Source organism: Pelotomaculum schinkii (assembly GCF_004369205.1).
Classification (GTDB): domain Bacteria; phylum Bacillota; class Desulfotomaculia; order Desulfotomaculales; family Pelotomaculaceae; genus Pelotomaculum_C; species Pelotomaculum_C schinkii.
The window spans coordinates 524,861-548,900 of record NZ_QFGA01000002.1; the positions used below are offsets into that span (position 1 = coordinate 524,861).

17 protein-coding genes and 2 riboswitches are annotated in these 24,040 nt (G+C 44.8%); of the genes, 11 read left to right on the forward strand and 6 right to left on the reverse strand.

All coding sequences use genetic code 11. The features are described from left to right. Window positions 1–72: 72 nt before the first annotated feature. Window positions 73–2,904, reverse strand: a complete 2,832-nt coding sequence (locus Psch_RS13535; RefSeq protein WP_190258460.1) for a molybdopterin-dependent aldehyde oxidoreductase — start codon at window positions 2,902–2,904, stop codon at window positions 73–75. Between the two features lie 26 nt (window positions 2,905–2,930). Then, window positions 2,931–3,047, reverse strand: a riboswitch (molybdenum cofactor riboswitch). Between the two features lie 658 nt (window positions 3,048–3,705). On the opposite strand from Psch_RS13535, the gene Psch_RS13540 reads away from it, so the two are divergent. The 11 genes from Psch_RS13540 to Psch_RS13590 all read left to right on the forward strand — a co-directional run bounded on the left by Psch_RS13540 (window position 3,706) and on the right by Psch_RS13590 (window position 19,419). Further along, window positions 3,706–5,763: a sigma-54 interaction domain-containing protein gene (locus Psch_RS13540; RefSeq protein WP_190258461.1), complete on the forward strand. Its 2,058-nt coding sequence runs from the start codon at window positions 3,706–3,708 to the stop codon at window positions 5,761–5,763. Between the two features lie 776 nt (window positions 5,764–6,539). Beyond that, window positions 6,540–7,691 carry an iron-containing alcohol dehydrogenase gene (locus tag Psch_RS13545; RefSeq protein ID WP_206663778.1) on the forward strand — a complete coding sequence of 384 codons (1,152 nt, stop codon included), beginning with the start codon at window positions 6,540–6,542 and terminating at the stop codon, window positions 7,689–7,691. Between the two features lie 365 nt (window positions 7,692–8,056). Continuing rightward, window positions 8,057–9,760: an aldehyde ferredoxin oxidoreductase family protein gene (locus Psch_RS13550; RefSeq protein ID WP_190258462.1), complete on the forward strand. Its 1,704-nt coding sequence runs from the start codon at window positions 8,057–8,059 to the stop codon at window positions 9,758–9,760. Window positions 9,761–10,027: 267 nt separating this feature from the next. Further along, a complete protein-coding gene (locus Psch_RS13555) occupies window positions 10,028–11,206 on the forward strand; it encodes an MFS transporter (protein ID WP_190258463.1) in 1,179 nt (392 codons plus the stop codon). Window positions 11,207–11,511: 305 nt separating this feature from the next. Continuing rightward, a complete protein-coding gene (hpfG, locus tag Psch_RS13560; protein WP_190258464.1) occupies window positions 11,512–14,043 on the forward strand; it encodes a (2S)-3-sulfopropanediol dehydratase in 2,532 nt (843 codons plus the stop codon). A gap of 29 nt (window positions 14,044–14,072) precedes the next feature. Further along, window positions 14,073–14,468, forward strand: a complete 396-nt coding sequence (locus Psch_RS13565; RefSeq protein WP_190258465.1) for an iron-containing alcohol dehydrogenase — start codon at window positions 14,073–14,075, stop codon at window positions 14,466–14,468. Between the two features lie 19 nt (window positions 14,469–14,487). After that, window positions 14,488–14,631, forward strand: a complete 144-nt coding sequence (locus Psch_RS13570) for a hypothetical protein (protein WP_190258466.1) — start codon at window positions 14,488–14,490, stop codon at window positions 14,629–14,631. Window positions 14,632–14,729: 98 nt separating this feature from the next. After that, entirely contained in the window at window positions 14,730–17,276 is a 2,547-nt protein-coding gene (gene hpfG, locus Psch_RS13575; protein ID WP_206663779.1) for a (2S)-3-sulfopropanediol dehydratase, read from the forward strand. 266 nt (window positions 17,277–17,542) lie between these two features. After that, window positions 17,543–17,956, forward strand: coding sequence for a GlcG/HbpS family heme-binding protein (locus Psch_RS13580; RefSeq protein WP_190258467.1), 414 nt, complete (start codon window positions 17,543–17,545; stop codon window positions 17,954–17,956). A 6-nt stretch (window positions 17,957–17,962) separates the two neighbouring features. Then, window positions 17,963–18,940 carry a glycyl-radical enzyme activating protein gene (locus tag Psch_RS13585; RefSeq protein WP_190258468.1) on the forward strand — a complete coding sequence of 326 codons (978 nt, stop codon included), beginning with the start codon at window positions 17,963–17,965 and terminating at the stop codon, window positions 18,938–18,940. Window positions 18,941–19,158: 218 nt separating this feature from the next. Continuing rightward, window positions 19,159–19,419 (forward strand): hypothetical protein, encoded by a 261-nt coding sequence (locus tag Psch_RS13590; RefSeq protein ID WP_134216507.1) that lies wholly within the window; start codon window positions 19,159–19,161, stop codon window positions 19,417–19,419. Between the two features lie 229 nt (window positions 19,420–19,648). Here Psch_RS13590 and ribH read toward each other — a convergent pair whose 3' ends face one another. From ribH to Psch_RS13615, 5 genes are all read right to left on the reverse strand, one after another. Then, window positions 19,649–20,119 (reverse strand): 6,7-dimethyl-8-ribityllumazine synthase, encoded by a 471-nt coding sequence (ribH, locus tag Psch_RS13595; RefSeq protein ID WP_190258469.1) that lies wholly within the window; start codon window positions 20,117–20,119, stop codon window positions 19,649–19,651. A gap of 43 nt (window positions 20,120–20,162) precedes the next feature. After that, window positions 20,163–21,371: a bifunctional 3,4-dihydroxy-2-butanone-4-phosphate synthase/GTP cyclohydrolase II gene (locus Psch_RS13600; RefSeq protein ID WP_190258470.1), complete on the reverse strand. Its 1,209-nt coding sequence runs from the start codon at window positions 21,369–21,371 to the stop codon at window positions 20,163–20,165. Window positions 21,372–21,389: 18 nt separating this feature from the next. Then, a complete protein-coding gene (locus tag Psch_RS13605; RefSeq protein WP_190258471.1) occupies window positions 21,390–22,040 on the reverse strand; it encodes a riboflavin synthase in 651 nt (216 codons plus the stop codon). A 2-nt stretch (window positions 22,041–22,042) separates the two neighbouring features. Beyond that, entirely contained in the window at window positions 22,043–23,143 is a 1,101-nt protein-coding gene (gene ribD, locus Psch_RS13610) for a bifunctional diaminohydroxyphosphoribosylaminopyrimidine deaminase/5-amino-6-(5-phosphoribosylamino)uracil reductase RibD (RefSeq protein ID WP_190258472.1), read from the reverse strand. A 121-nt stretch (window positions 23,144–23,264) separates the two neighbouring features. Further along, window positions 23,265–23,396, reverse strand: a riboswitch (FMN riboswitch). An 85-nt stretch (window positions 23,397–23,481) separates the two neighbouring features. Beyond that, window positions 23,482–23,898 carry a GntR family transcriptional regulator gene (locus tag Psch_RS13615; protein WP_134216511.1) on the reverse strand — a complete coding sequence of 139 codons (417 nt, stop codon included), beginning with the start codon at window positions 23,896–23,898 and terminating at the stop codon, window positions 23,482–23,484. Window positions 23,899–24,040: the final 142 nt, after the last annotated feature.

Here is a 24,040-nt window from a genome sequence, read left to right on the forward strand (position 1 = left end):
TTGGCAGCAGTCCGGATGCGACACGACTCATCTATTAGGCGCCACTAGTTTCAGGGTAATAATGTCTTGAAATTAATTTTTGGGTGTAAAAGGATTGGCTTTGATATAGTCAATCTTTTCATGCAGGTCGCCACCCATATAGTACTTCCTGGGCTTGATTTCTTCACCTCTGGCTTTAGCCTCAAGCGCCGCTTTCACTTTTTCAGGCCTGGCAGGCAATTCGTAAATTCGAACACCGCAAGCGTTATTGATTGCATTGATTACCGCAACATGAGGCGACGATTGGAATAGTTCCGCACAGCCGGATGAGCCGTGAGGTCCGCTGGGTCTTGGGGTTTCAATGTATTCAGTCGTCAGATTGTCCGGCGTCGCATCGATAAACGTAAAGCCGCTGCCGGCAAGGTTGGTATGCTTTTTAAAATCGTCATAGTCTTCGGACAGCGCCATTCCGATACCCTGCATCATACCTCCGAGCGCCTGACCGTCAACATTTACTATGTTTCCGATGACACCTACGTCAGCAATGCACTTCATCCTCAGCACTTTGGTTTTCCCCGTGGCGACCTCTACCTCTACCTCCGCCAGGAATGTGCCGAAAGTATATTCAGCAGTCGGGCTCCCCTGTCCAGTGTTCGGATCAAGGTCGGACGTCATCCCGGTGGTGTCAAATACGCCTGTGTATTTTGTGGGAATCCCTTCGGCAACCATTTCATCGTAAGTACGATAAGTTCCGTCGGGTTTACGCATAGCGTTCATCAGCTGCTCAGCGGCGTGGATGGTAGCATTTCCGATCATATAATGGGAACGGCTTCCCGCAGAGGGACCGTGCATAGGAGCCAAAGCCGTATCATTCATGCACAGCTTAATCTGATCCGGACGCAATCCAAGCGGCCTCAGGGCTTCATAGGTATGAACAACTGCGCCGGCATCCGCGCCTTGTCCCTGATCCTGCCAATTGTTATAATGCGTCACAGTACCATCCGGATTTAACCCAAGAATAATTTCCGTATGGTCGTTTGGCGCGCTGGTTACATTGTATTCGCCGCAGGCGATACCAACGCCGCGTTTTCTCTCAGGCGTAGACTCTCTCTTTGCTCTTTCCAGAGCTTCTTTATAATATGGACGCAGCCTGTCCAGTATTTGGGGCATCGGGTAAACGGAGAACTTGTTGCCGTTTATGCTCTCGTCGCCTTCACGATAGACATTGATATACCGGAACTCCAACGGATCCATTCCGATTTTCTCCGCCATCATATCCATGAGCTGTTCCGAGCAGGTGTAGCACTGCGGCGAACCAAAACCTTTATAAGCTGTAGAAACCGCATTGTTGGATATAACAGTTTTGCAAAGACCAATCGCATTGGGGATTTTATACGGAGCGCCCACGAAACGAAGTCCTTTCTGGGCGATCACGTCTGCAGATTCGGTATAGGCCCCTTCATCATAAGCAATTTCATATTCCAAGGCCGTAATCTTCCCTTTCTCGTCGCATGCCAGCCTCGCGTTTGAGAAAGAAGGAGCGCGTTTCCCTGTAATATGCTGATGTTCTTCATAACTCAAGGTAATAGTAACCGGCTTTCCGGTTGCCAGGGTAGCAACCGATACTATGCCCGGCATATAAGGGGATAGCGAATATCCGAAACTTGCGCCGGTCGGGTTTTCAATAATCCTGATTTTTTCGGCGGGATGACCAACACCAGGAGCTAATGTAAATATATTAATGTGCAGGAAAAGACTCTTGCAATGGATGGTAAGAACCCCGTCAGCATCAACATACGCCTGGTCGGTATCCGGTTCGAGAACCAGATGTGGCTGGCGTTGGGAATAGAAGCTGCCTTCAACAACATAAGGGGTTTTTTCAATGATCTTCCTGGTATCCTGTCCCTTAATTAAAGGAGCTTCAATATAAATATTGGGGTATTCTTTGTTTACCTGCGGCGCGTCAGCAGCCATTGTTTCCAGAATATTTAAGTATTCAGGCAGCTGCTCCAGTTCAAACTTAACCTTTTTTGCTGCTGCGCGCGCTTCAGCTCTGGTCCTGGCGGCCACTACAGCAATAACATCACCACGGTGATAGATCATATCCTCAGCCAGGATCGGGCGATCAAAACCGTCCGCTTTGGCGAGTATATGGCCACAGGGCCACATAATACGGTTGTTCCCCTTCACATCTTTATGGGTAATAACCTTCTCAACGCCCGGCATCTTTTCCGCTTCCGAAGTATCTATAGAAAGCAGCCTGGCATGGGAAACCCCGGGAAGGACTACAGCCAGGTGCAGGGCGTCAGGCATTTTCATGCCGATATCGTCGCCGTAATCGCAGGTTCCGGTTACTTTAGCCAGGGCAGCCGGTCTGGGATATCCCGTACCGTATATTCTCCCGTCTGCCGGTATTTTGTAATTAAGGTCCTCCATGGTCATTTCACCGCGCATCACCTTGGCGGCCGCCATGACCGCATCGACCAGCGGCTTATAGCCGGTGCAACGGCAAGCATTGTGGTTCTTCCGGAACCATTCGCGAACTTCCTGCCTTGTGGGATTGAGATTGGTATCAAGCAACGCTTTTGCAGAAACAATAAATCCGGGCGAGCAGAACCCGCACTGCACTCCACCATGTATGATCCATGCCAACTGCAGAGGATGCAGATTTGTCGGGGCGCCTATCCCTTCAATGGTTGTAATCTTGCTGCCGTCTTTAATGTTTTTCATTTTTTTAACGCAGGAGCGAACAACTGCGCCATCCAGTATGACGGAACAGATGCCGCACTGTCCAACGCGGCAGCCCACCTTCGTACCGGTAAGGCCAAGACGTCTTATAACGTCGGCAAGAGTATCTGTCTCGGGATCGCAAACCAACATACGTTCGGAGCCGTTAATATACAGCATCATCTTCTTTGTTGCCATTGTTTTCCACCCTTCATGCTTATCACCATAGATAATTCTGTACTCCTTTCCACACTGGAGGGCATGCCGGTTTCCCCGCACACCTGACGTCCTGGCAGTCGTAGCATAGCATTAGCCCGCCAAGATCGGAGCTATAAAATTAGAATCAGACCCACTGCATCGCCAATGTCAAACGCCAAAATTATAACCCGGCCTATAAGAAATAGATGGGGAATGTTTCACTATCACCTCCTCGCCCGGCTCTATAAAGAGCAAGTTGCATGCCAGTAAAAGCTTTTTATGAAAAATGAATATCTTCAATCCAGGATAGAGCCTATTTTTTTGACTAAATTAATTCTTCGAAAATTACATCCTGGTTTTTTACTTATAAAAAGGCTACTTTTTATTTTTGAGTTATCTAACCGAGGTATAAATCTTTTTTACACTGTAAGAAAAATTTATACATCTTCGAATATTATCAGCTTTCCAAGTCAACGACCTGCTCCCCAATGGCAATCTCCAGAGCAGCTTTGGGAAGCAAAGATTTCTTTTTAAGGGATTGGAACTAATATTCGGGAAGCTCTTTGTATTAATACTTTTTGCAATTATTACACAATAGAGTATACTTATATAAGGTAGAAGGAGAAACAGAAAATAAATAATAGAATTTCTTACAAGAATAGGTAATATAGACGTTGCCAAGGTATAATCTTTTAATTATTACAATATAAGGATGACGCAGAAACTCCTTACATGTATTTTTGGACTAATCCGTGAACTAACCTTCCAGTATATTGACATATTTTACAAGGATGTGAAAGTATGGAAGCTGAAAGTTCTATAAGTCTGCATAATTGTTTTAATGAATTAATGAAAAAGACAGATATGGTTATTGATGATCTAACATTGCCCAAGCTCTACAAAATAGAATATGAATGGGAAAAGTTTATTCATGGCAAACCAATAAATAAAGATATAGTTCCCAAGCTAATTTATGAATCCTGGCAGAGAAGTGTGGAATATGGGGTTAATCCTAACCTAAACAACAGAAAAATTTTATCTCCAGAAGAGATAAAAAAACAAATATCAGATAGTAAGGGCATGATCGATAGATTTGGCAATATTGTTTTGGCCTTACAAAGAATGGCCAGAAAAAAAGGTTTGAATATACAACTTTTCGATAACCAAGCCAGGAATGTCCAAGTGCTTGCTTCAAGTTATTTGCATCAAGGGTTAGAACTTCGGGATATGTTTCCCGTTCCAGCCAGCTCATCTGAGATGGATATTGGAACTACTGCAATTAGTATAGCTTTACGTGAAAATAAATCTGTGCAGGTGCTAGGACCTGAACATTTCAATAAATATCTTCATGATACTTATTGTTCGGCAGCTCCTGTCCATAACAGCAGTGGAAAGGTAATCGGCGCTTTAAATATTGCCAGTTACAGTTATAAACAAAACAAAATAGATACTTTAGTCTTGGTAACATTTTTAGCAAGAATACTTGACAATGTATCTTTTACCATGGATACCCTGGATAAATTGGGTATCTATGACTTAGCTATAAGTAAAACCTTTGAGTATTTACCTCAAGGTGCTGTTTATATTAATGATAAAAACTCAATTAACCGTTATAATGATAAAATAATTGATATGTTGAACATTAACGAACAAGATATCGTACCGGAACTTTTAAAATATGTTTCCACGCTGCTACAATATGACAATAATGATTGTGTAGAAAAAAAAGAAATTATTTTAGATATTAAAGGCAAAAGAAAATCATTTTTGATGTCTACTAGAAAAATATTTAATAAAAAGTATGAAGATAAAGTAATATTACTGGAAAATATAGATCAAAATTTACCAGGCAATAGGGCTAGTTATACATTTGATGATATTGTTGGTAGCAATGAAAAATTCGACGAAATGAAAATGATAGCGCAAAAAGTTGCTAAATCCCATGGTTCAGTTTTAATATTTGGGGAGAGTGGAACGGGTAAAGAATTATTTGCTCAGGCTATTCATAATGCCAGTCCAAGAAAGGGTAAACCCTTTGTTGCAATAAATTGTGGAGCTATACCTCACGATTTAGCCGAGAGTGAATTGTTTGGTTATGAACCGGGCGCATTCACAGGAGCTTCAGCAAATGGGAAACCGGGTAAAATAGAAATAGCTTTCGGAGGCACCCTGTTTCTGGATGAAATTGAAAGTATGCCTTTAAATACCCAAATAAAATTATTACGGGCTCTTTCAACAAGTAAAATCTGTAGGGTTGGTGGAATAAAAGATATACCCATCGATATTAGGGTTATCTCAGCAACAAAAAATGATTTGCTAAAAGAGGCTGATAAAGGAAATTTTCGTGAGGATTTGTATTATAGAATTGGTACAATCACACTAAATCTACCATCTTTGCGTGAAAGAAAAGATGATATACCTGTATTAGCAAAATACTTTATTGATATTTATTCTAAAGAATATGGCTTAAAAAAACTTCAAGTGGAAGATGACTTCTTTACAGCATTATCATGCTATCACTGGCGAGGTAATATCCGTGAACTAAGAAATGTAATTGAAAGATCAATTATTTTGTTGGATGATGGACAGAAATTGTCTCTAAACCAATTGCCGGAAAAAATAGTTAAAGCCTATAGCTATAAAGATTTAAAGGACAAATTAAGATCAATTAAAGATAAGAAAAGCAACAACTTAATGAAGCTAGGTGAGGAAATAATCATTGAAACAGTATTAAACGAGGAAAATGGTAATCTCAGCAGAGCTGCCAATCGCTTAGGTATTAGTAGACCAACTTTGTGTAATAAAATTAATAGCAATGAAAAACTCAAAAACACGGTTTTAAAATTTAGATTAGAATAAGAATAGAAAAAGATCTAAAGGATTACTCTGGTTAATCATCCAGGTCTCTTTTGCACTATGCAAGATAGACATACAAATTAACGGATGTTTTCTGGATTAGATACTGTTACCAATTTTAAATCTTTTTTCTTTTATAAGTATTATTTGTAATAGTTAAGCACTTACTATTCTAACGGAAGAAGGTAAGTGTTTTTTTCTTTTAACAAATTGAATAAAAAAAAGCTTATAAATATCACACATAAATTTATAGGAAGATAGCAAATTAATTTTATATACTCGAAATTGCAAAGATTTTTTATACTTGCAATGGTCGATATGAGCTAAAAATTATAATCTTGTCATGGTAATAATAGTAAAATCTGATTGTATCATCCTTTGTAGATTGACCATATCATCCTTTTTATGGTAATAAACTGACTTTTATTTTATTTTTCCGATAAATTTAATTTCATCTATCACCAATTCTTTCATCGGCTGATTTCAGAAAATCATATTTTTCTAGGGAGATGTCAGCCAAGGTAGTAAAAAATTAATGATGCATTAAAATTAGTAAAGAAGTTTAACACATAAGATTGGCAAGACAAAAAAGAAACCGTTCATTTTTAAAAAGTCGAGCTTCCCTTTGTTAAAATTTTGAAAACTTGTTATTATATTAGGCTATTGAATATGGAATTACTGTTGGCATGTATCTTGCTTTTATATGCTGGTGGAGGTGACAAGGCAAGGTTATCCAGTAAAAAAATATTGTCAAAAAATAATGAATGGGGGCTATGTTTATGTTAATGCAACAACGTATGTTTAATCTTCCACCGGTTATCCATTTTGGTCCGGGAGTCTCAAAAAACGTTGGGAAAATCGCGCTCGAATACGGAGCAAAGAAAGTTTTCTTTATTTACGACAAGGCGCTCGGGGAAATGCCCAAGGGTATTGCGAAAATTCTAAAAGATGATGGCCTCGATGTTTTAGAATTTAACGAAATTGTCCCGAATCCTCCGGAAGAAATGATGGAAGAGGCAGCTAAAATTGGCCGGGACGCTAATGTTGATCTAGTCCTTGCTGTTGGCGGGGGCAGTACAATTGACACGGCAAAAGGGGTCAAGGTTTTATTGACAAACCCGGCGCCACTCTATCAGTACTTCGGCATGGGTACCGTCAAGAACCCCACGCCGCCATTAATTGCCATTCCGACTACATCGGGGACCGGCAGCGAAGTAACAAGCATGACAATTATCACTTCACCAAAGAATTCAAGAAAATATGCAGTTGGCGGGCGACATGTTCCCTGCGAAGCTGCTATTGCTGATCCGGAGCTGCTCATACCTTTGCCCGCTCCCGTGACTGCTTCAACTGGTATGGATGCCTTAACACATGCTATTGAGGCCTATACCTGTAAATTAGCCACTCCTATTTCAGATATTTTTGCTATAAAGGCAATCGAGCTGATTTCTAACAGCCTTGTTAAAGCAACTTATGATGGTGAAAACCTCGAAGCAAGATCCGATATGTTAATGGGAAGTCTAATGGCTGGTGTAGCGTTTGATAACGCAATGGTGGCATTAACACACTCAATTGCCCATCCTTTAAGCGCCCGTTGCGGGTTGGGTCATGGTGCGGCCAACGCTGCTGTTCTGCCTTATGTCATGGAGTACAATGCCCCGGTGTGTCCTGAAAGAACTATTGATGTCGGTGTTGCTATGGGACTTAATTTACAAGGGTTGTCCAGAGAGGAAGCCTGTAAAAAGGTTGTAGATGCAATTTTCGATCTGAATAAGACACTCAAGATCCCCACTTTGAAGGAAGCAGGGGTGCAGAAATCAGTATTCCAGGATATTGTTAACGATGCTATGACCTATGAACCCCCAACACAATTTAATCCAAGAAAAGTAACTGCAGCAGATGTTCTCGCAATACTTGAAAAAGCTTATTAAGCCTGGTACTCCCAGGGCGGTATTTTAGCGGTAATCCGGGTGACTGCATAAGAATTTCTTATTCAAGTTAATAGCAGCAATGAGTACCGTGTGGTGCAGGTTGTGGACATTCTGACAGCTAGATGGTATGCTCTCATCCTGCACCTCTACTCGGTTGTACCCTTTTATACTGCTATAGGCAAACTGGATAGCGTACGTTGTTCTTTTTTAGTGGAGCACCAAAGTTCAATGTTTTAAGAAGGAAGTGCGGTTGTGAAGGGTGTTGATAATATAATTATTTGAATATTCAAATTCTTTATTCTTGCAACCAATGCCTCGATCAACAAAATTTACCTTTTAATTATTTCGATTAGGAGTGTAATGCTATGTCAAAATTTTTACGGGTAAAGACAGATACAAAATCAATTTTAACCGAAGTTGTTAATGAAGAATATGCAATGTATGGCGGTCGTGGCTTAATCGCTAAAATATTAAATGATGAGGTCAATCCAAAATGCAATGCATTAGGGCCCGAAAATAAATTTATTGTATGTGGCGGCCTGTTAAATGGAACAACGTTTCCCTGCAGCGGCAGGTTGTCGGTGGGCGGGAAAAGCCCGTTAACCGGCGGGATCAAAGAAGCTAACTCCGGGGGTACAGCCGGCCTGATGTTGGCTAGATTGGGGATTAAGGCGATTATTATAGAGAATCAACCTCTAAACAATGAGTGGTCCATTTTGAAGATCGATAAAGATAAGGCAGAGCTTTTACCGGCGGATCAATATGTCGGGATGAACACCTACGCTTTGAGCGCACAATTGCGCAATGATTTCGGTGAAAAAATTGGGATGATTTTGATCGGTACGGCGGGCGAAAGAGGGTACCGGATGGCTTCTGTACAGGTTACCGATATGGAAGGCCGTCCCTGCCGGTCAGCAGCACGTGGGGGCCTTGGAGCAGTTATGGGCTCAAAGGGAATCAAAGCTATAGTGCTCGATGCAGCGGGCCCTGCTCAGGTAGAATACACCGATAAGAAAAAATTTGCAGCCGCTACCCGGACTTATGTTAAAGCCGTTAAGGCAGATCCTGTAGGAGGACAACTGTTTCCTGCAATAGGCACTGCGGGGCTGGTGAATATGCTTAACGGTCTGGGTGCGATGCCGACGCTTAATTTCAGCGACGGAAGATGGGATAAGGCGGAAAATATCTGTGGAGAAAAACTGGCAGAGATCCAAAAAAGCAGAGGGGGAAAAAATGGCCACAAATGTATGCCTGGTTGCATAATCTCATGTTCAAATTTAATTAACGATGAAAACGGCGACTACGTGACAGGCAGCCTTGAATACGAAACAATCGCCCTGAATGGCTCCAATTTAGGGATTGATTCCCTGGATGCAATTGCTACGATTGACAGGCTTTGTGATGACTTGGGCGTAGATACCATAGAAACAGGCGGTATGCTTGGTGTATGTATGGAGGCTGGAAAAATACAGTTTGGTGATGACAAGGGAGCCATTCAATTAATACAAGAAATGATGGATGATACGGAATTTGGAAAAATCCTCGGCAATGGTGCGGAATACGCCGGCAATTACCTTGGGGTTAAACGGATTCCGGTAGCCAAAAGTCAAACAATGGCGGGTTATGATCCAAGAGGGCTAAAGGGAATAGGCGTTACCTATGCCACCTCGCCCATGGGCGCTGATCACACAGCAGGCAACCCGATCGGAAATCCCACGGTTGATCCATACAAAAAAGAGGGGCAGGTTGAAGTATCTGCCTTTTTGCAACCGTTTATGGCCACCTGCGACAGTCTGGGTCTTTGTATGCATATATATATGCCTTCCCAGGATCCTGCGAATTTAACGTTACTTCTTGAACTGATGGGCGGAAGATTTGGTGGCGAATGGGATGCCGGTAAGCTATATCAGATCGGCAAACAGACGTTGGCCCTGGAGAAAGCATTCAATAAAGGCGCCGGCTTCACGGCTAAGGATGACAAATTGCCGGATTTCATGTACAAAGAAGTTTTGCCGTCAACTGGTTGTAAATTTGATATTTCCCAGGAAGAGATGACACAGGCTGTATGATTTTATCGTTCATGCCAGATTTAGGGCAAGACATACGATCAGCCTAAAACTATCTTCATCAAATTAATCTATAAAACTTCGATCGGGATTCGCCATTTACATTGCATCGTATCAAACCAATGCAATGTAAATGGCCGGCAACCCATAATGGCTTCGACTAGAACAACGGCAGCGTTTGCTCAGGGCACTGCATGGCTTCATAAATGCAGAACTGGTATTTATGGCTGGGACTCCAAGTAATGTTGCAAAATAGAAAGGAGCAGGATCATGGAAAACGAAAAAGGTAAAATCAAATTAGCCATATTAAGTTTTTCCATTTTGTTGATGGGCATCATCGGTATTGCCGGCGGACTTAGTGTTATTGGTAAACATTTTAGCAATTTGCCTCAGACATCTATCCAGTTGCTCATATCGCTCCCATGTATTCTGATTATTGTTTTTAGCTTTTTAGCAGGCAAGCTTCAAGAATATGTGTCAAAAAAGACGCTTGTTATAATTGGTATCCTTTGCTTCATCGTAGGTGGTACACTTCCTGCATTCATATCATCATTCACAGTAATACTGGTACTTAGAGCAATCCTCGGAGTCGGCATCGGAATTACGCAGCCGTTATCTTCGGCTCTTGTAGTAGAATACTTCGAGGGCGACGAATGTTCAAAGGTTATGGGGCAGCAAACTGCGGCCCAAATGCTGGGCTGCGCTGTAATGGTTCTTTTAGGTGGCTATCTTGCTGTAATAGGTTGGCAGACTATCTTTTATTTGCACCTTATCGGTATAATCTCACTAATTATAGTTCTGATATGTTTGCCGCATGACAAGCCAGCCCGAAATGCAGCAGCGGAGGGTGCACCGGCCGGTAAGGTTAATCTTTCCGGAGTGTACGGCTGGGTAATCACGATGTTCTTATTCTTTATATCCGGTCAAATATTTTCCGTATTTATTTCCTTCCTTGTAGAAAGTCAAAAGCTGGGAACTCCCGCACAGGCCGGACAAACACTCATGTTCTTTGCTTTAGGCGGATTTTTAATGGGTCTGGTTTTCGGAAAGGTAGCGACCTCAGCGAAAAATTTCACACTTTCAATTGGTCTTTTCCTGCTCGGTATATCGTACCTGATGATGGCTTATGCACCAAACATTGCTGTGGTATATGCCGGCAGTTTAGTTTGTGGTTTTGCCTTCTCCATCGTTATGCCCTGCGTTATCGTTGGGGCATCGCAATCAGTTGATGCATTTTCTGCACCTATGGCTATTTCAGTTGTACTATGCGCCCAGAACCTTGCACAGTTCGTGAGCCCTTATATCGCGACGCCTATTGCAGCAGCGATGGGTGGAGACGTCAATAAATCAGCTTATCTATTTGCCGCAGCCCTGGGCATTGTCATGGCTGTCTGGGCAGTATTCTGGGGTATTGCAAAAGATAGAAAGCAGCAGCATTTAGCTGCTTAGCCTGTATTTAAAAACTGTCTAAAAAAACGAATTTTATATATTCTCTTGGTTAAATAAGATTATTTGGCATAGAGGGAAGTAAGATTGTTTTTTAGCAAAACAATTCGGAACCAATAACATAACGGGATATTGCGGAACAATTAAATTTTTAGATTCTTAAGCTACCCTTGTATAGAGATTTTTACTATGTTTTCCTGGTTAATGGAGACCCGGCAAAGAATAACATAGGTACCCTCTATGTCAAGGGTAGCTTGTTTTACCAAGGAACTGCACAAATTTAACTAATTCTTAGGGAGGGAAAAATAATGTGCGCTATTGAGAAATCATTTTATGCCGGACCTTGTGGTGTTGAACCCTATGACAAGGAATGGGGAGTCGGTGTTTCCGGTATGGTGGACAACCCGTCACCGTATCCCAGGATCAATAGGATGCTTAAATGGTTGGATGCAGTTACGCCCGGCGCGGACCACGAAAGAGCCTGCCTGGTCACTGAAGCGTACCAAAAACACAACTATAAGCCGCAAATTGTCAAGTGTGCTGAGGCGCTTTCCAACGTACTGAGGAATGTAACCGTACGAATTTATCCCGACGAACTGATTGTTGGCGAAATAGCCGCTCCGGCCAAGAGTGCCTCGGTATTCCCCGAGTTCTCCTTCAATTGGATTGTGGATGAAATCAAAAACAACCCCTGGGAAAATAGGACGCATGACGTTCATGTAATATCAGAAGAAACGGAAAAGCGGCTGCTTGAATTGGCCGACTACTGGTCCGGCAAGACGGTGGAAGAACAGATCAAGGGCACTTGCACCGACGAAGAGTTGAAGGGCTGCCAAATGGGAAAGGGAGTTTATTTCTCGGACCTTTATATGTACGGCGGGGTCGGGCATGTTTGTGCTAACTACGAAATGCTGTTTAAACAAGGTTTCGGCGGGCTTAAAAAAAAGGTTGAAGAAAAGCTTGCCGGCATCAACCCGAGTTTACCTGAAGATATTAAGAAAAGAAATTTCTACCAGGCCCAATTGATAGTCGTGGATGCTTCAATTGAATTTATCAAAAGGTATGCCTGGCTGGCCCGTGAGATGGCTGTAAAAGAACAGGACGCAACCAGGAAGAAAGAACTGCTGCAAATAGCAGATAACTGTGCATGGGTATCGGAAAACCCGCCCAGGACCTTCTGGGAAGCAATTCAGCTCTATCACCTTGCCACCAATATTATTCTTATCGAATCCAATGGACACTCCGTTACCTATGGCAGATTCGACCAGTTGTTTTATCCGTTCTACAAGAACGACATGAAGAATGGAACCGTGACGAAGGACTTTGTACAGGAACTGATCGAGAACTTTTTCATTAAATTGCATGAGCTAAATAAACTCAGGGATACCGGAAATACAATGGTCGCCAGCGATACCAGAATGGGCGGAACGGCTCTGGATGTAGGTGGGGTCGATAGGAAAGGACATGACGCCACGAACGATCTCAGCTTCATGGTGTTGGACGCCCATGCCCACACAAGAATACCCAATCCCTGGATGGCGGTCAGATTTCATGCCAATACACCGGTTGAGTTCAAAATTAAGGTGTTCAATGTTATTAGAATTGGAACCGGGGAGCCCAAGATTCTCAATGATGAGGTTAACATTCCCGCTGCCATGGCTTATGGTAGAACGTTGGAAGATGCCAGGGATTATGTGGGAATTGGCTGTGTAGAGCCTGATGCTGCGGGGAAAGAATATGGTTGGCATGATGCAACTTATTTCAACATGGCCAAAGTGTTCGAAATGGCCATAAATAACGGCAGGTGTATAGGGTGCGGTTCAACTTGCCCGCGCTGGGAAATATGTGGCAGCGTAGGCAAGAGGCTTGGAGCCCCAACCGGCAGCCTTGCTGATTTTAAATCGTTTGATGAAGTACTGGACGCCTATGATAAACAGATGAACTACTGGTGCGACAGACTAGTTAGTATGGTTAACATCATGGATTTAACCCATCAGGCTCTTAAACCGCTGCCCTACCTGTCATTATTGATTGATGATTGTACAGAAAAGGGTGTTGATGTGACTGCCGGTGGAGCAAGGTATAACTTCAGCGGACCTCAGGGTGTAGGTACAGGCACCGTCGGGGACGGACTGTCTACCATCAAGCAACTGGTGTTTGAAGAAAAGAAGGTTACCGGAGCGGAACTTCTTAAAGCAGTGGAAAACAACTGGGAAGGTTATGAACCCCTGTATGCCCTGGTAAACAGCAAGAAGGTGCACCATTACGGCAATGACGACGATTATGCCGACGAACTTGCAAATTTCGCCCTGAGTACCTACTGCAAAAATTTGGGAAAAAGACCCAATGCCCACGGCGGTGTATTTGTACCGGGTGTCTTTTCCGTATCGGTTAATGTTGGGGCAGGCTTTTTCTGTGGGGCATCTGTTGATGGCAGGAAAGCCTTTGAACCGGTTTCTGACTGCCTGGGACCGGTTCACACATATGCCGGGTCTCACGATGTAAATGGTCCTACTGCGATTGCCAACTCCGTATCAAAGTTGGATCTTGAAAGAGTCGGTAACGGAACTATTCTCAACTGGAAATTTACACCTACCTGCCTTACCGGCGAAACCGGACGGGATAACCTGATTTCCGTGATTGACGGATTTTTCGAGAAAAAGGGAATGCAGAGCCAGTTTAACGTTGTAAGCCGCGAAACACTTTTAGCCGCTCAAGCCAATCCGGAAAGATACAAGGGCCTGCTGGTCAGAGTTGCCGGTTACAGCGCTTACTTTGTACAACTGAGTAAAGAGCTGCAGGACGATATTATTGGGAGAACCGAGTTGTCGTTTGATTAAGCTTTAAAAATAAGTTATGTGGTGCTGCAGTGCCCTATCCAGGTGATAGTAAGTTAGGAGATGCAATCATCATGGGAGAACATACTCAAATAATTATAGCTCCCGGTAGATATGTTCAAGGCAGGAACGCTATCTATGAAATTGGGGAACATGTTTCTTTATTGGGTGACAGGGTATTGGTTATTGGGGGAAAGAGAGGACTGGCAGTAACCAGAGAAGGTCGAAATAAAAGCTTTACTGAAAAAGAAATTTTTCAGGTAGAAGAATTGTTTCGCGGAGAAGTTTGCAATTCAGAAATTGAGCGGTTAACCGGTATTGCCAAACAGCATAACTGCAATGTGCTTGTTGCCTGTGGTGGAGGTAAGGCAATAGACGCAGCTAAAGCAGTCGCAAATAATTTGAAAATACCAAGCGTTATGCGCTAAGGTTGGCGCGGAAAAGCTTATGGAAGCGGCCTTTATTACAGCCGAACCGGGCAGGCCTATTCATAATCATACTTTCCCTATTACAGGTCAGATGATCTATGAAGCCGTAATTAGCGCAGATGCCATGGGTAAAAGAATTAAGGCCGGGTTACCGGTAATGTAAAACTGTTTTTGGAGGAGAACCAATGGAAGGGAGGTGTTGTAAAGAACACGACGTTTTTAAATTATATTTAATCTAAACCTAAACCCTAAGGAGGAACGATGATGAGTGTTGCTGAGAAATTAATCGGTACGGAACCTTGTGCTATTGAGCCCTTTGATAAGGACTGGGGTGTCGGCGTTTCAGGTATGGTCGATAACCCTTCACCTTTTCCACGTGTTAACAGAATATTAAAGGATACTGCAAAAACCACCAGCGGGACAATTGACGCTAACAGGGCATTATTGGTAACTGAAGCATATAAAAAATATGCAGGATATCCCCAAATTGTTAAGGTTGCCCATGGCGTCTCCAATATGCTGAGAAATACTCCTATTTTTATTTACCAGGACGAATTGCTGGTTGGGGGATTGGGTGTCCCTAAAAAACATGCACCGGTGTTTCCGGAATTCGGCCTTGATTGGCTTTTAGGTGAAATTGATAACGGTCTTTTGAACTACAGCGAAAAGAGAACCCACGACTTTTTTGATTATACTGCTGAGACTGAAAAAAGCCTTAAGGAAATAAGAGACTTTTGGCACGGGCAGTGTATTGAAGATGTAACACTTCCCATGTTAACTGATGAAGAAATAAAAGGTTCCTATTTGGGCAAAGGCCTGTTCTTGCCCAATGCCTACATTTACTCAGGAGCCGGCCATACAAGCATCAATTATGAAAAGTTATTCAAGTTAGGTTTCGGTGGTATTAGAAAGCAGATTGAGGAGCAGATGAGAAAGCTTGATTTATGCTTGCCGGAAGATATCAAGAAAAACAATTTTTATGAGGCAACGTTAATAACCTGTGATGCAGCAACAGAATATATTATGAGGTTCTCCCGCTTGGCAAGGAAAATGTCAGCCAGTGAACCATCTGCTGGCAGGAAAAAGGAATTGCAACAAATGGCAGATAATTTAGCATGGATATCAGCAAACCCGCCCAGAACTTTCTGGGAAGCAATTCAACTTCAACTACTTGCTAATAATATGGTTCAGATGGAGTCAAATGGACATTCAATTTCTTACGGCAGATTTGATCAATACATGTATCCTTTTTATAAGAACGACATTAAGAATGGCACAGCAACCAGAGAATTTATGCAGGAATTGATCGAGTGTTTCTTTATCAAAATTTTTGAGCAGAACAAGGTCAGGGATATTAACAGTATTACCGTTTTCGCCAATGGAGGAATTGGCGGACCTTGCCTGACGGTTGGCGGTATTGGTAAAGATGGTTTGGATGCAACCAATGATCTTACTTTCATGACCATGGACGCGCACGTCCACACCAGAATACCAACCCCATGGATGGCGGTAAGACTTCATAACAATACTCCCTGGGAGTTGAAAGTCAAGCTGGCCAATCTAATCAAACTGGGAACTGGTGAACCCAAGATCTTTAACGATGAAGCTACCATTCCCAGCATGCTTTCCAATGGCAGATCCGTTGAAGATTGCCGTGACTACCAGGTTGTTGGCTGTGTCGAGCCTGATGCAACAGGTAAAGAGTATGGCTGGCATGATGCTGCTTATTTTAATATGGCCAAGGTTCTGGAATTAGCCATCAACGACGGTAGATGTCTGGAATGCAGTTCCACTTGCCCCCGTTGGGAAAAATGCGGAAGTGTAGGCAAACGACTAGGACTTCAGACCGGAAGTTTAGCCGACTTTAAGACCTTTGATGAGGTTCTTGAGGCTTATGATAGACAGATGAAATACTGGTGCGACAGGATGGTTAAATTCCTGAATGCTATTGACATTGTCCATCAGGAAATAAAACCATTACCGTATTTGTCCTTGTTGAACGAAGACTGCATTGAAAAAGGTATGGATGTCACTGCCGGCGGCGCCAAATACAACTTTAGCGGGCCCCAGGCGGTTGGCATAGGGACGGTAGGCGATGGACTGGCAACAATAAAACAGCTGGTATTTGAAGAAAAAAAAGTAACCGGTGAAGAACTGCTCACTGCAGTGAAAAAGAACTGGGAAGGCTATGAGCCTCTTTATGCTCTGGTAAACAGCGATAAAATTCACCATTATGGCAATGACGATGACTATGTAGATAAACTTGCCAAATTTGGACTGGATACCTATTGTAAACACATTGAAAAAAGACCAAATGCGCATGGTGGCTGGTTCCAGCCGGGTTCCTATTCCGTAGCGGTTAATGTTGCATTTGGCGGGTTCCAGTGGGCATCGGTTGAAGGCAGAGAAGCTTTTGAGCCGATTTCAGACTGCATGGGAGCGGTTCATACCCACAAGGCATGTCATGATACTGAGGGTCCGAGTGCAATATGTAAATCAGTAACCAAACTGGACCATGGCAGGTGCGCCAACGGAACCCTGCTCAACTGGAAGTTTACACCAACAACTCTAACCGGTGAAACCGGCCGTGATAACCTCATCTCATTACTGGAGACCTACGTGCAAAGAAAGGGTATGCATAGCCAGTTTACAGTTGTAAGCCGGGATACCCTTCTAGATGCTCAGGCCCATCCGGATAATTATAGAGGTTTGCTGGTACGAGTAGCCGGATATAGCGCTTACTTCGTAGAACTGAGTAAAGAGCTGCAGGACGATATTATTGGAAGAACCGAGTTGTCTTTCGACTAAATCGGATAAGTACTGATAGATTTTTATGGGCGTACTGCGGTGGAATAGTATTCTGCCGCCCTTTTTGCAAAAATGTAGGTGCGAATTCATTCACACAGACACACAAAGGATGCAGTTGAAATCCCTTAAATTGCTACGCAGTTTTTGTGCGATGAAATCGCACCCACATCAAAACCAGCTTAAAGATGATGATATGGGTGCATATAAACTTAAAAATAATAACTTAGGTACCAGGTACAAACTGAAGTACATGAGGAGAACAAGAAATGAAAATAACCCTGGAAAATGCGTTAAGCATGATCAAGGCGAGCGAAGAAAAGGCAAAGACTATCGCTGTTCCATCTGTTGTTACTGTAGTTGACCAAGGAGGCCACTTTATTGCCGTGCATCGTATGGATAACGCCCCGATTGGATGTATTCAGATTTCAACAGGCAAGGCTTACACGGCGGCTGTGCTAAAGCTGCCAACCCATGTGTTTGCCAACCTCTGTCAACCCGGACAGGAACTCTATGGAATTAATACCATTAACGGGGGCCGGTTTATTGTCTTTGGCGGCGGCTTTCCTATTGTTGACGGAGATGAGGTTATTGGAGCAATAGGTTGCAGTGGAGGTACTGTAGAGCAGGACATGCAAATTGCTGAAGCAGGATTGAAGAGTTTCCAAAAAGGAGCGGTATAAATTAGCATGAAAAATGATTTTGGGATAGAGGGAACCGTATTTAACATCCAAAGATATACAATTCATGATGGCCCCGGAATAAGAACAGAAGTGTTTTTTAAAGGATGTCCGTTACGGTGCAAGTGGTGCAGCAACCCCGAAAGCATGAAAACAGAACTTCAGGTGGGGGTATATACCGACCGCTGCATTGGAGTTGATAAATGTGGCTATTGTTTATCTACCTGCCCTCAATATCAAGATCGGATTATTATTACAGCTGATAATAAGGTTGCAGGAATTGACCGGCAGAAGTGTACAAATTGCAACAAATGTACGGAAAGTTGTCCGGCAAACGCGTTGATGACCTGGGGTCAAAAAATGTCCATTCCTGATGTGATGAAGGTAATTCTAGCCGATCGCGAGTTTTATCGAAAATCTGGCGGCGGGGTTACTTTATCTGGTGGCGAGGTTCTCATACAATGGGAATTTGCCCGGGAGCTCTTAAAAGAGTGCAAAAAAAATTACCTGCATACTTGTGTTGAGTCAGCCTTACATTGCAGAACTAATATTTTGGGGCTGATTTATCCTTATGTGGATTTAGTGCTCACTGACATCAAACACATGGATCCGGTGAAACATATGGAATTCACGGGAGTAGGCAACGAGCTCATTTTAAAGAACATAAAGAAAACTGTTGAACTGAATAAACCCCTTGTGATTCGTATCCCTGTGGTGCCGGAGCACAATAACAGCGAAGAAAATATCAGGGCAACAGCTGAATTCATAGTTAAAGAATTGAACAACCGGGTTAACCAGGTACAGTTGTTACCGTACCGGCAATTGGGAACAGAAAAGTATACCTCTCTGGGCATCGAATATCCTATGGCTGATTTTAAACCCGTGGAAAGAAGTGTATGGGAACAAAATATCAAGCATCTGGTGGAGATAATGAAATCATACGGTATTCCTGCGGTACCCGGTACCACAAATAAAATTAATATGTGAAGTTGCGGCGTCGGCTAAGAATCCCACACTTTCAATTGGTCTTTTCCTGTTCGGCATATCGTACCTGATGATGGCTTATGCACCAAACATTGCTGTGGTGTTTTCATGCTATGGGGTGCCCCGGCGGCATGGACAACTACTTATGCACACCTTATGTGAAATAATCAGGAAATAATAAGGTTAAGGCCATAATTTATGTTTCCCGGGAGGTAAGTCATATGTCCCAAAATAATTTCATTACTGTAACCCTTAGATCACACGTGGCTCCATCAGCTAATATTAAGGATTTCGAACTTGGAAAACCATTTCAAATCAGGGTGGAATATAATACAACTTTAGAAGATTTTTTACAACAATTATTTTTTGAAAATAGAAATGCTATTGGGTTTATTGCAATTAATGGGAAACTTGCTAAAGAAAACAGTACTTTATCAGATGGAGATATTGTATATGCATATAGTTTAATTGGGGGAGGTTAAGTAACATCAAACAAGAACAATCCTAAATTTAATATGGTTATGGCATTTCCATTTTCAATGAGCATTGTTGGGTTACATTCTATTGTCCTTTTTTTGGTTTAGTCATGAAATGCGGGGGGCCGCCTATTATACAGGCCCCGGCTTTTTCCGGGGCCTTCGGCATTTCATCTTTGAATGATTAAATCATTATCTGTTCTCCTATTTGTCAAGAAAAAGCTTTTTAAGACTTTCAGCCGGCGATATTGCGCAATAAATTAGCCATCTCTATCGCGGTTACCGCGGCGTCCCAGCCCTTGTTGCCGGCCTTGGCGCCGGCGCGCTCGATGGCCTGTTCAATGGTGTCTGCTGTAATCACCCCGAAAATGGTAGGGATCCCGCTGTCCAGACCGACCTTGGCCACGCCCTTGGTCACCTCGCTGGAGACGTAGTCAAAATGTGGGGTTGCCCCGCGAATTACCGCGCCCAGGCAGATCACCGCGTCGTATTTCTTGCTTAAAGCCATTTTACTTGCTACTAATGGTATTTCAAAGGCTCCGGGCACCCAGGCCACCTCTGTATCCTCGTCAGCCACGCCGTGCCGTTTGAGAGCATCAAGCGCACCGCTCAAAAGCTTGTTGGTGATAAATTCGTTAAAGCGGCCGGCAATCAGCCCAAACTTCAAACCCTGGCCTAAAAGGTGCCCCTCGTATACTTTTGGCATCAATAATCCCCCTCGTATCATATCATATAATTAGCGGCAGGTTTTAACGTATTTCGCTGATGTGTAAAAGGTGCCCCATTTTCTTTTGCTTGGTGCTGAGGTAAAAACTGTTGGACCTGCCCGGTTTAATTTCAATCGGTACCCGCTCTACAACTTCCAGGCCATGACCTTCCAGCCCGGCGATCTTGCGCGGGTTGTTGGTTATCAGCCTGATTTTTTTCAGTCCCAGATCGGCCAGGATTTGGGCGCCCAAACCGTAGTCCCTGAGGTCTGCCGGGAAGCCCAGGGCCAGGTTCGCTTCTACCGTATCCTTGCCTTTGTCCTGCAGGTTGTAGGCCCTGATTTTGTTAAGCAGGCCAATGCCGCGGCCTTCCTGCCTCATGTAAAGAAGTACGCCTGTGCCCTCCCCGGCGATCATCTCCATAGCGTGCCTCAGCTGGTCACCACAGTCACAACGGAGCGAGCCGAAAACGTCACCGGTCAAACATTCAGAGTGAACCCGTACCAACGGCGCTTCAACATTTTGAAGATTGCCAATGACCAGGGCAAGATGCCCCTTTTGGTCCAAAAGGCTCTCGTAGGCGACTGCTGTAAATTCCCCGTATTTGGTCGGCAGCTTGGCCGTATCTACCTTGCGGATGAGTCGCTCGTTACGGCGCCTGTATTCAATTAAGTCAGCGACGGTGATGATTTTCAAGTCGTGTATGAGAGCGAACTCTACCAGTTCCGGTGTCCTGGCCATGGTACCGTCTTCATTCATGATCTCGCAGATTACCCCGGCAGGATAAAGGCCGGCCATTTTGGCCAGGTCCACGATTGTCTCGGTATGTCCGGCCCGCCTTAGAACCCCTCCGTCTTTGGCGCGTAAAGGAAAAATATGGCCGGGCCGGCGCAGGTCGGTGGGCTTGGTGTCGGGGTCAAGCACGGCCCTGACCGTCATGGCCCTTTCATGGGCCGAAATACCGGTGGTAGTGTCCTTGGCGTCAATGGAGACGGTAAAAGCTGTTTCGTGGTTGTCGGTGTTGCGGGTGACCATGGCCGGCACTTCCAGTTCATCCAGGCGCTTGCCGTCAATGGGCAGGCAGACCAAGCCGCGGGCATTTGTCACCATGAAATTTATTGCCTCCGGTGTCACCTTTTCGGCGGCCATCATCAGGTCGCCTTCGTTCTCCCTGTCCTCATCGTCAACGGCGATAATCATTTTGCCCTGTCTGATATCTTCGATTGCCTCTGGTATGCTGCTGAATTTCATAACGTGCGCCTCCTTCGTTTATAAAAAGCCATGTTCGGTAAGAAAACTCATATTAAGCCTGGACTCCCTCCCGGCTTCCTCTTTGGGGGAGACCAGTTTTTCAACGTATTTTCCAATGATATCGGCTTCCAGATTGACCGTGTCCCCCACCCGTTTAAGGCCCAGTACGGTAGCATGAGCGGTGTGAGGGATCAGGGACACCCGAAAATATTCAGTTTCCAAATCAACCACGGTAAGGCTGGTTCCGTCAATGGCCACCGAGCCCTTTTTGATCATGTAGCGCATAATCTCTTTGGGCGCCCTGACCGTTACCAGAGTGGCGATGTCGTGTCTTTCCTGCCTGGTTATGGTCCCCACCCCGTCGATATGGCCGCTGACCAGGTGGCCGCCAAGCCTGTCCCCCAGGCGCAAAGCCCGTTCCAGGTTGACCTTGTCTCCGCTGTGCAAGAGGCCGAGGTTGGTTTTGTCCAGCGTCTCCGCCATGACGTCGGCGGTAAACCGGCCGGTTTCAAAACGAACAGCCGTCAGGCATACTCCGTTAACAGCGATGCTGTCGCCGACCTGACTGCCCTGCAAAACTTTTTCTGCCTCTATGACCAGCTGGGCAGAATCAGAGCCGCGCCTGATGCTGCGCAGAGTCCCGATTTCCTCAATGATCCCGGTAAACAAATCTATCCACCTCGATATTTAAAATACCCCTCCAGGTAAAAATCCTTACCCAGTCGCCTCATCTTAACCCGTTCCAATTCCGGAGCCTCTGCCGGGTCGTCAACGCCAAACCCGCCAACCGGGCCGGGCGCCTCGCTCCCGCCGATAATTTTCGGGGCGATGAACCAGGCCGCTTTGTCGAGAATCCCGGCCTCGAGGGCGGAGCCGTGCACACCGGCTCCTCCTTCGATCAGGACCGAGGTAATCTCCCTTGCGCCCAAGAGCTTCATTAACGCAGGCAGGTCGACACGGGGTCCCTCACTAACCACCAGCACTTCCGCCCCTGCTCCCCGTAATGCCGCAATACGCTCAAAAGGAGCTTCTTTGGTCACGGCAATAATGGTGGGGGCCTCTGAACTCTGGTTTAAAACCTTCGCCCCCGGAGGAGTACGGCCCCTGCTGTCAAGCACAACCCGCACCGGGTCACGGCCTCTACCACCCGGCAAGCGGGTAGTCAGAGCAGGGTCGTCGGCCAAAATCGTGCCGATGCCGACCAGGATAGCGTCGTACCTGTCTCTCAGCAGATGGCCGTAAGCCCTCGCTTCGGGGCCGGTAATCCACCTGGACTTGCCTGAACGGGTGGCAATCTTGCCGTCAAGGCTGACAGCAGCCTTGGCCACTACAAAAGGCAGCCGTGTGGCTATGTATTTGAGAAAGACCTCATTTAACCGGCGGGCCTCTTCTTCCATTACTCCAAGTGTCACGCTGATCCCGGCTTCTTCAAGCCTTTTCAAACCTTTCCCGGCTACAAGAGGGTTGGGATCGGCCATGGCGACAACCGCCCTGGCAATACCGGCCTGGATTACCGCCTCGGAACAGGGACCGGTGCGTCCGTAATGACAGCAGGGTTCCAGGGTCACATAGATGGTAGCTCCCCTGGCCTCTGACCCGGCCTCTCTTAGAGCATGGATTTCCGCGTGAGGCGTACCGGCCTTCTGGTGGAAACCGCGTCCCACAATATTGCCGTCTTTAACGACCACAGCTCCCACCATGGGATTGGGACTGGTCCGGCCCCGCGCCCTGGCCGCTAACTTGAGGGCTAATTTCATATAGCTTTTGTCCATATTAATATAGAGCCTCACTGTTATTATAAAGGGTCGTAAAAAAGCCCTGAGCTCGTCGCCTCAGGGCTTTTTGGACAATAAAGGAAAACAGACCCGGAAAAAGTCTTTTCTCGCGGCCGGCTTCCACCTTCTCCCATCCAGACTTTACTGTCGGCCCCGGCATCTCACCGGATCAGCCCCATGCAAGGGCTCGCGGGCTCGGCTTGGCAGCCATACCGCCGGTAGGGAATTACACCCGTCCCTGAAGGTCCACCGTATTCACTTATAGTGTTATTATATGAGACATTCTGTCGAATGTCAACAGTAAGCAATTCGATAAGGCCTATAGTCTGATTGTATCATATTTTGTGTTTTGCCGAAAGGATGCTGGAGATATATTCCAAAAGCTCTGTGGTAAGATGCTCAATTTTAGCGTTTAATTGGTTGCGCTCCAAGACCATCCTGGCGAGACGCTCCTGCATTTCCTTGACCACCTTATATTGGCCGGATTCAGCCAGGTAATCCCGCGCCGCCTCTACAGAATTTACATGCACACCTGCCCCCGGCAGTACCCTCACTACGTCCGCCTCCTGCAGCAGGGTCAGAGCCCGGCGCACGGTTTCCGGTGAGACATTATAAAGGCCGGACAGAGTGGATCGTCCTGAGATTTTCTGACCCTCTTTGTAGTCACCCTTAAGCACTCTCTCCGCAATATCCATGGCAATGGTGATATAGCGGGCGGTATGCAGGGGTGATGTTGTGTTCCCGTTTTCCATTACTCACCTTTCCTTTTATTTTAAAAATCCGTATTAAATTATACAGCCAATTAAGGCAAAAAAATAGCTATATTTTTACTTTGGTGTTAAAAAGCTGCCAGCCGGATAAAGAATTAATTCCAGCAGCTTGAACCAAACCATT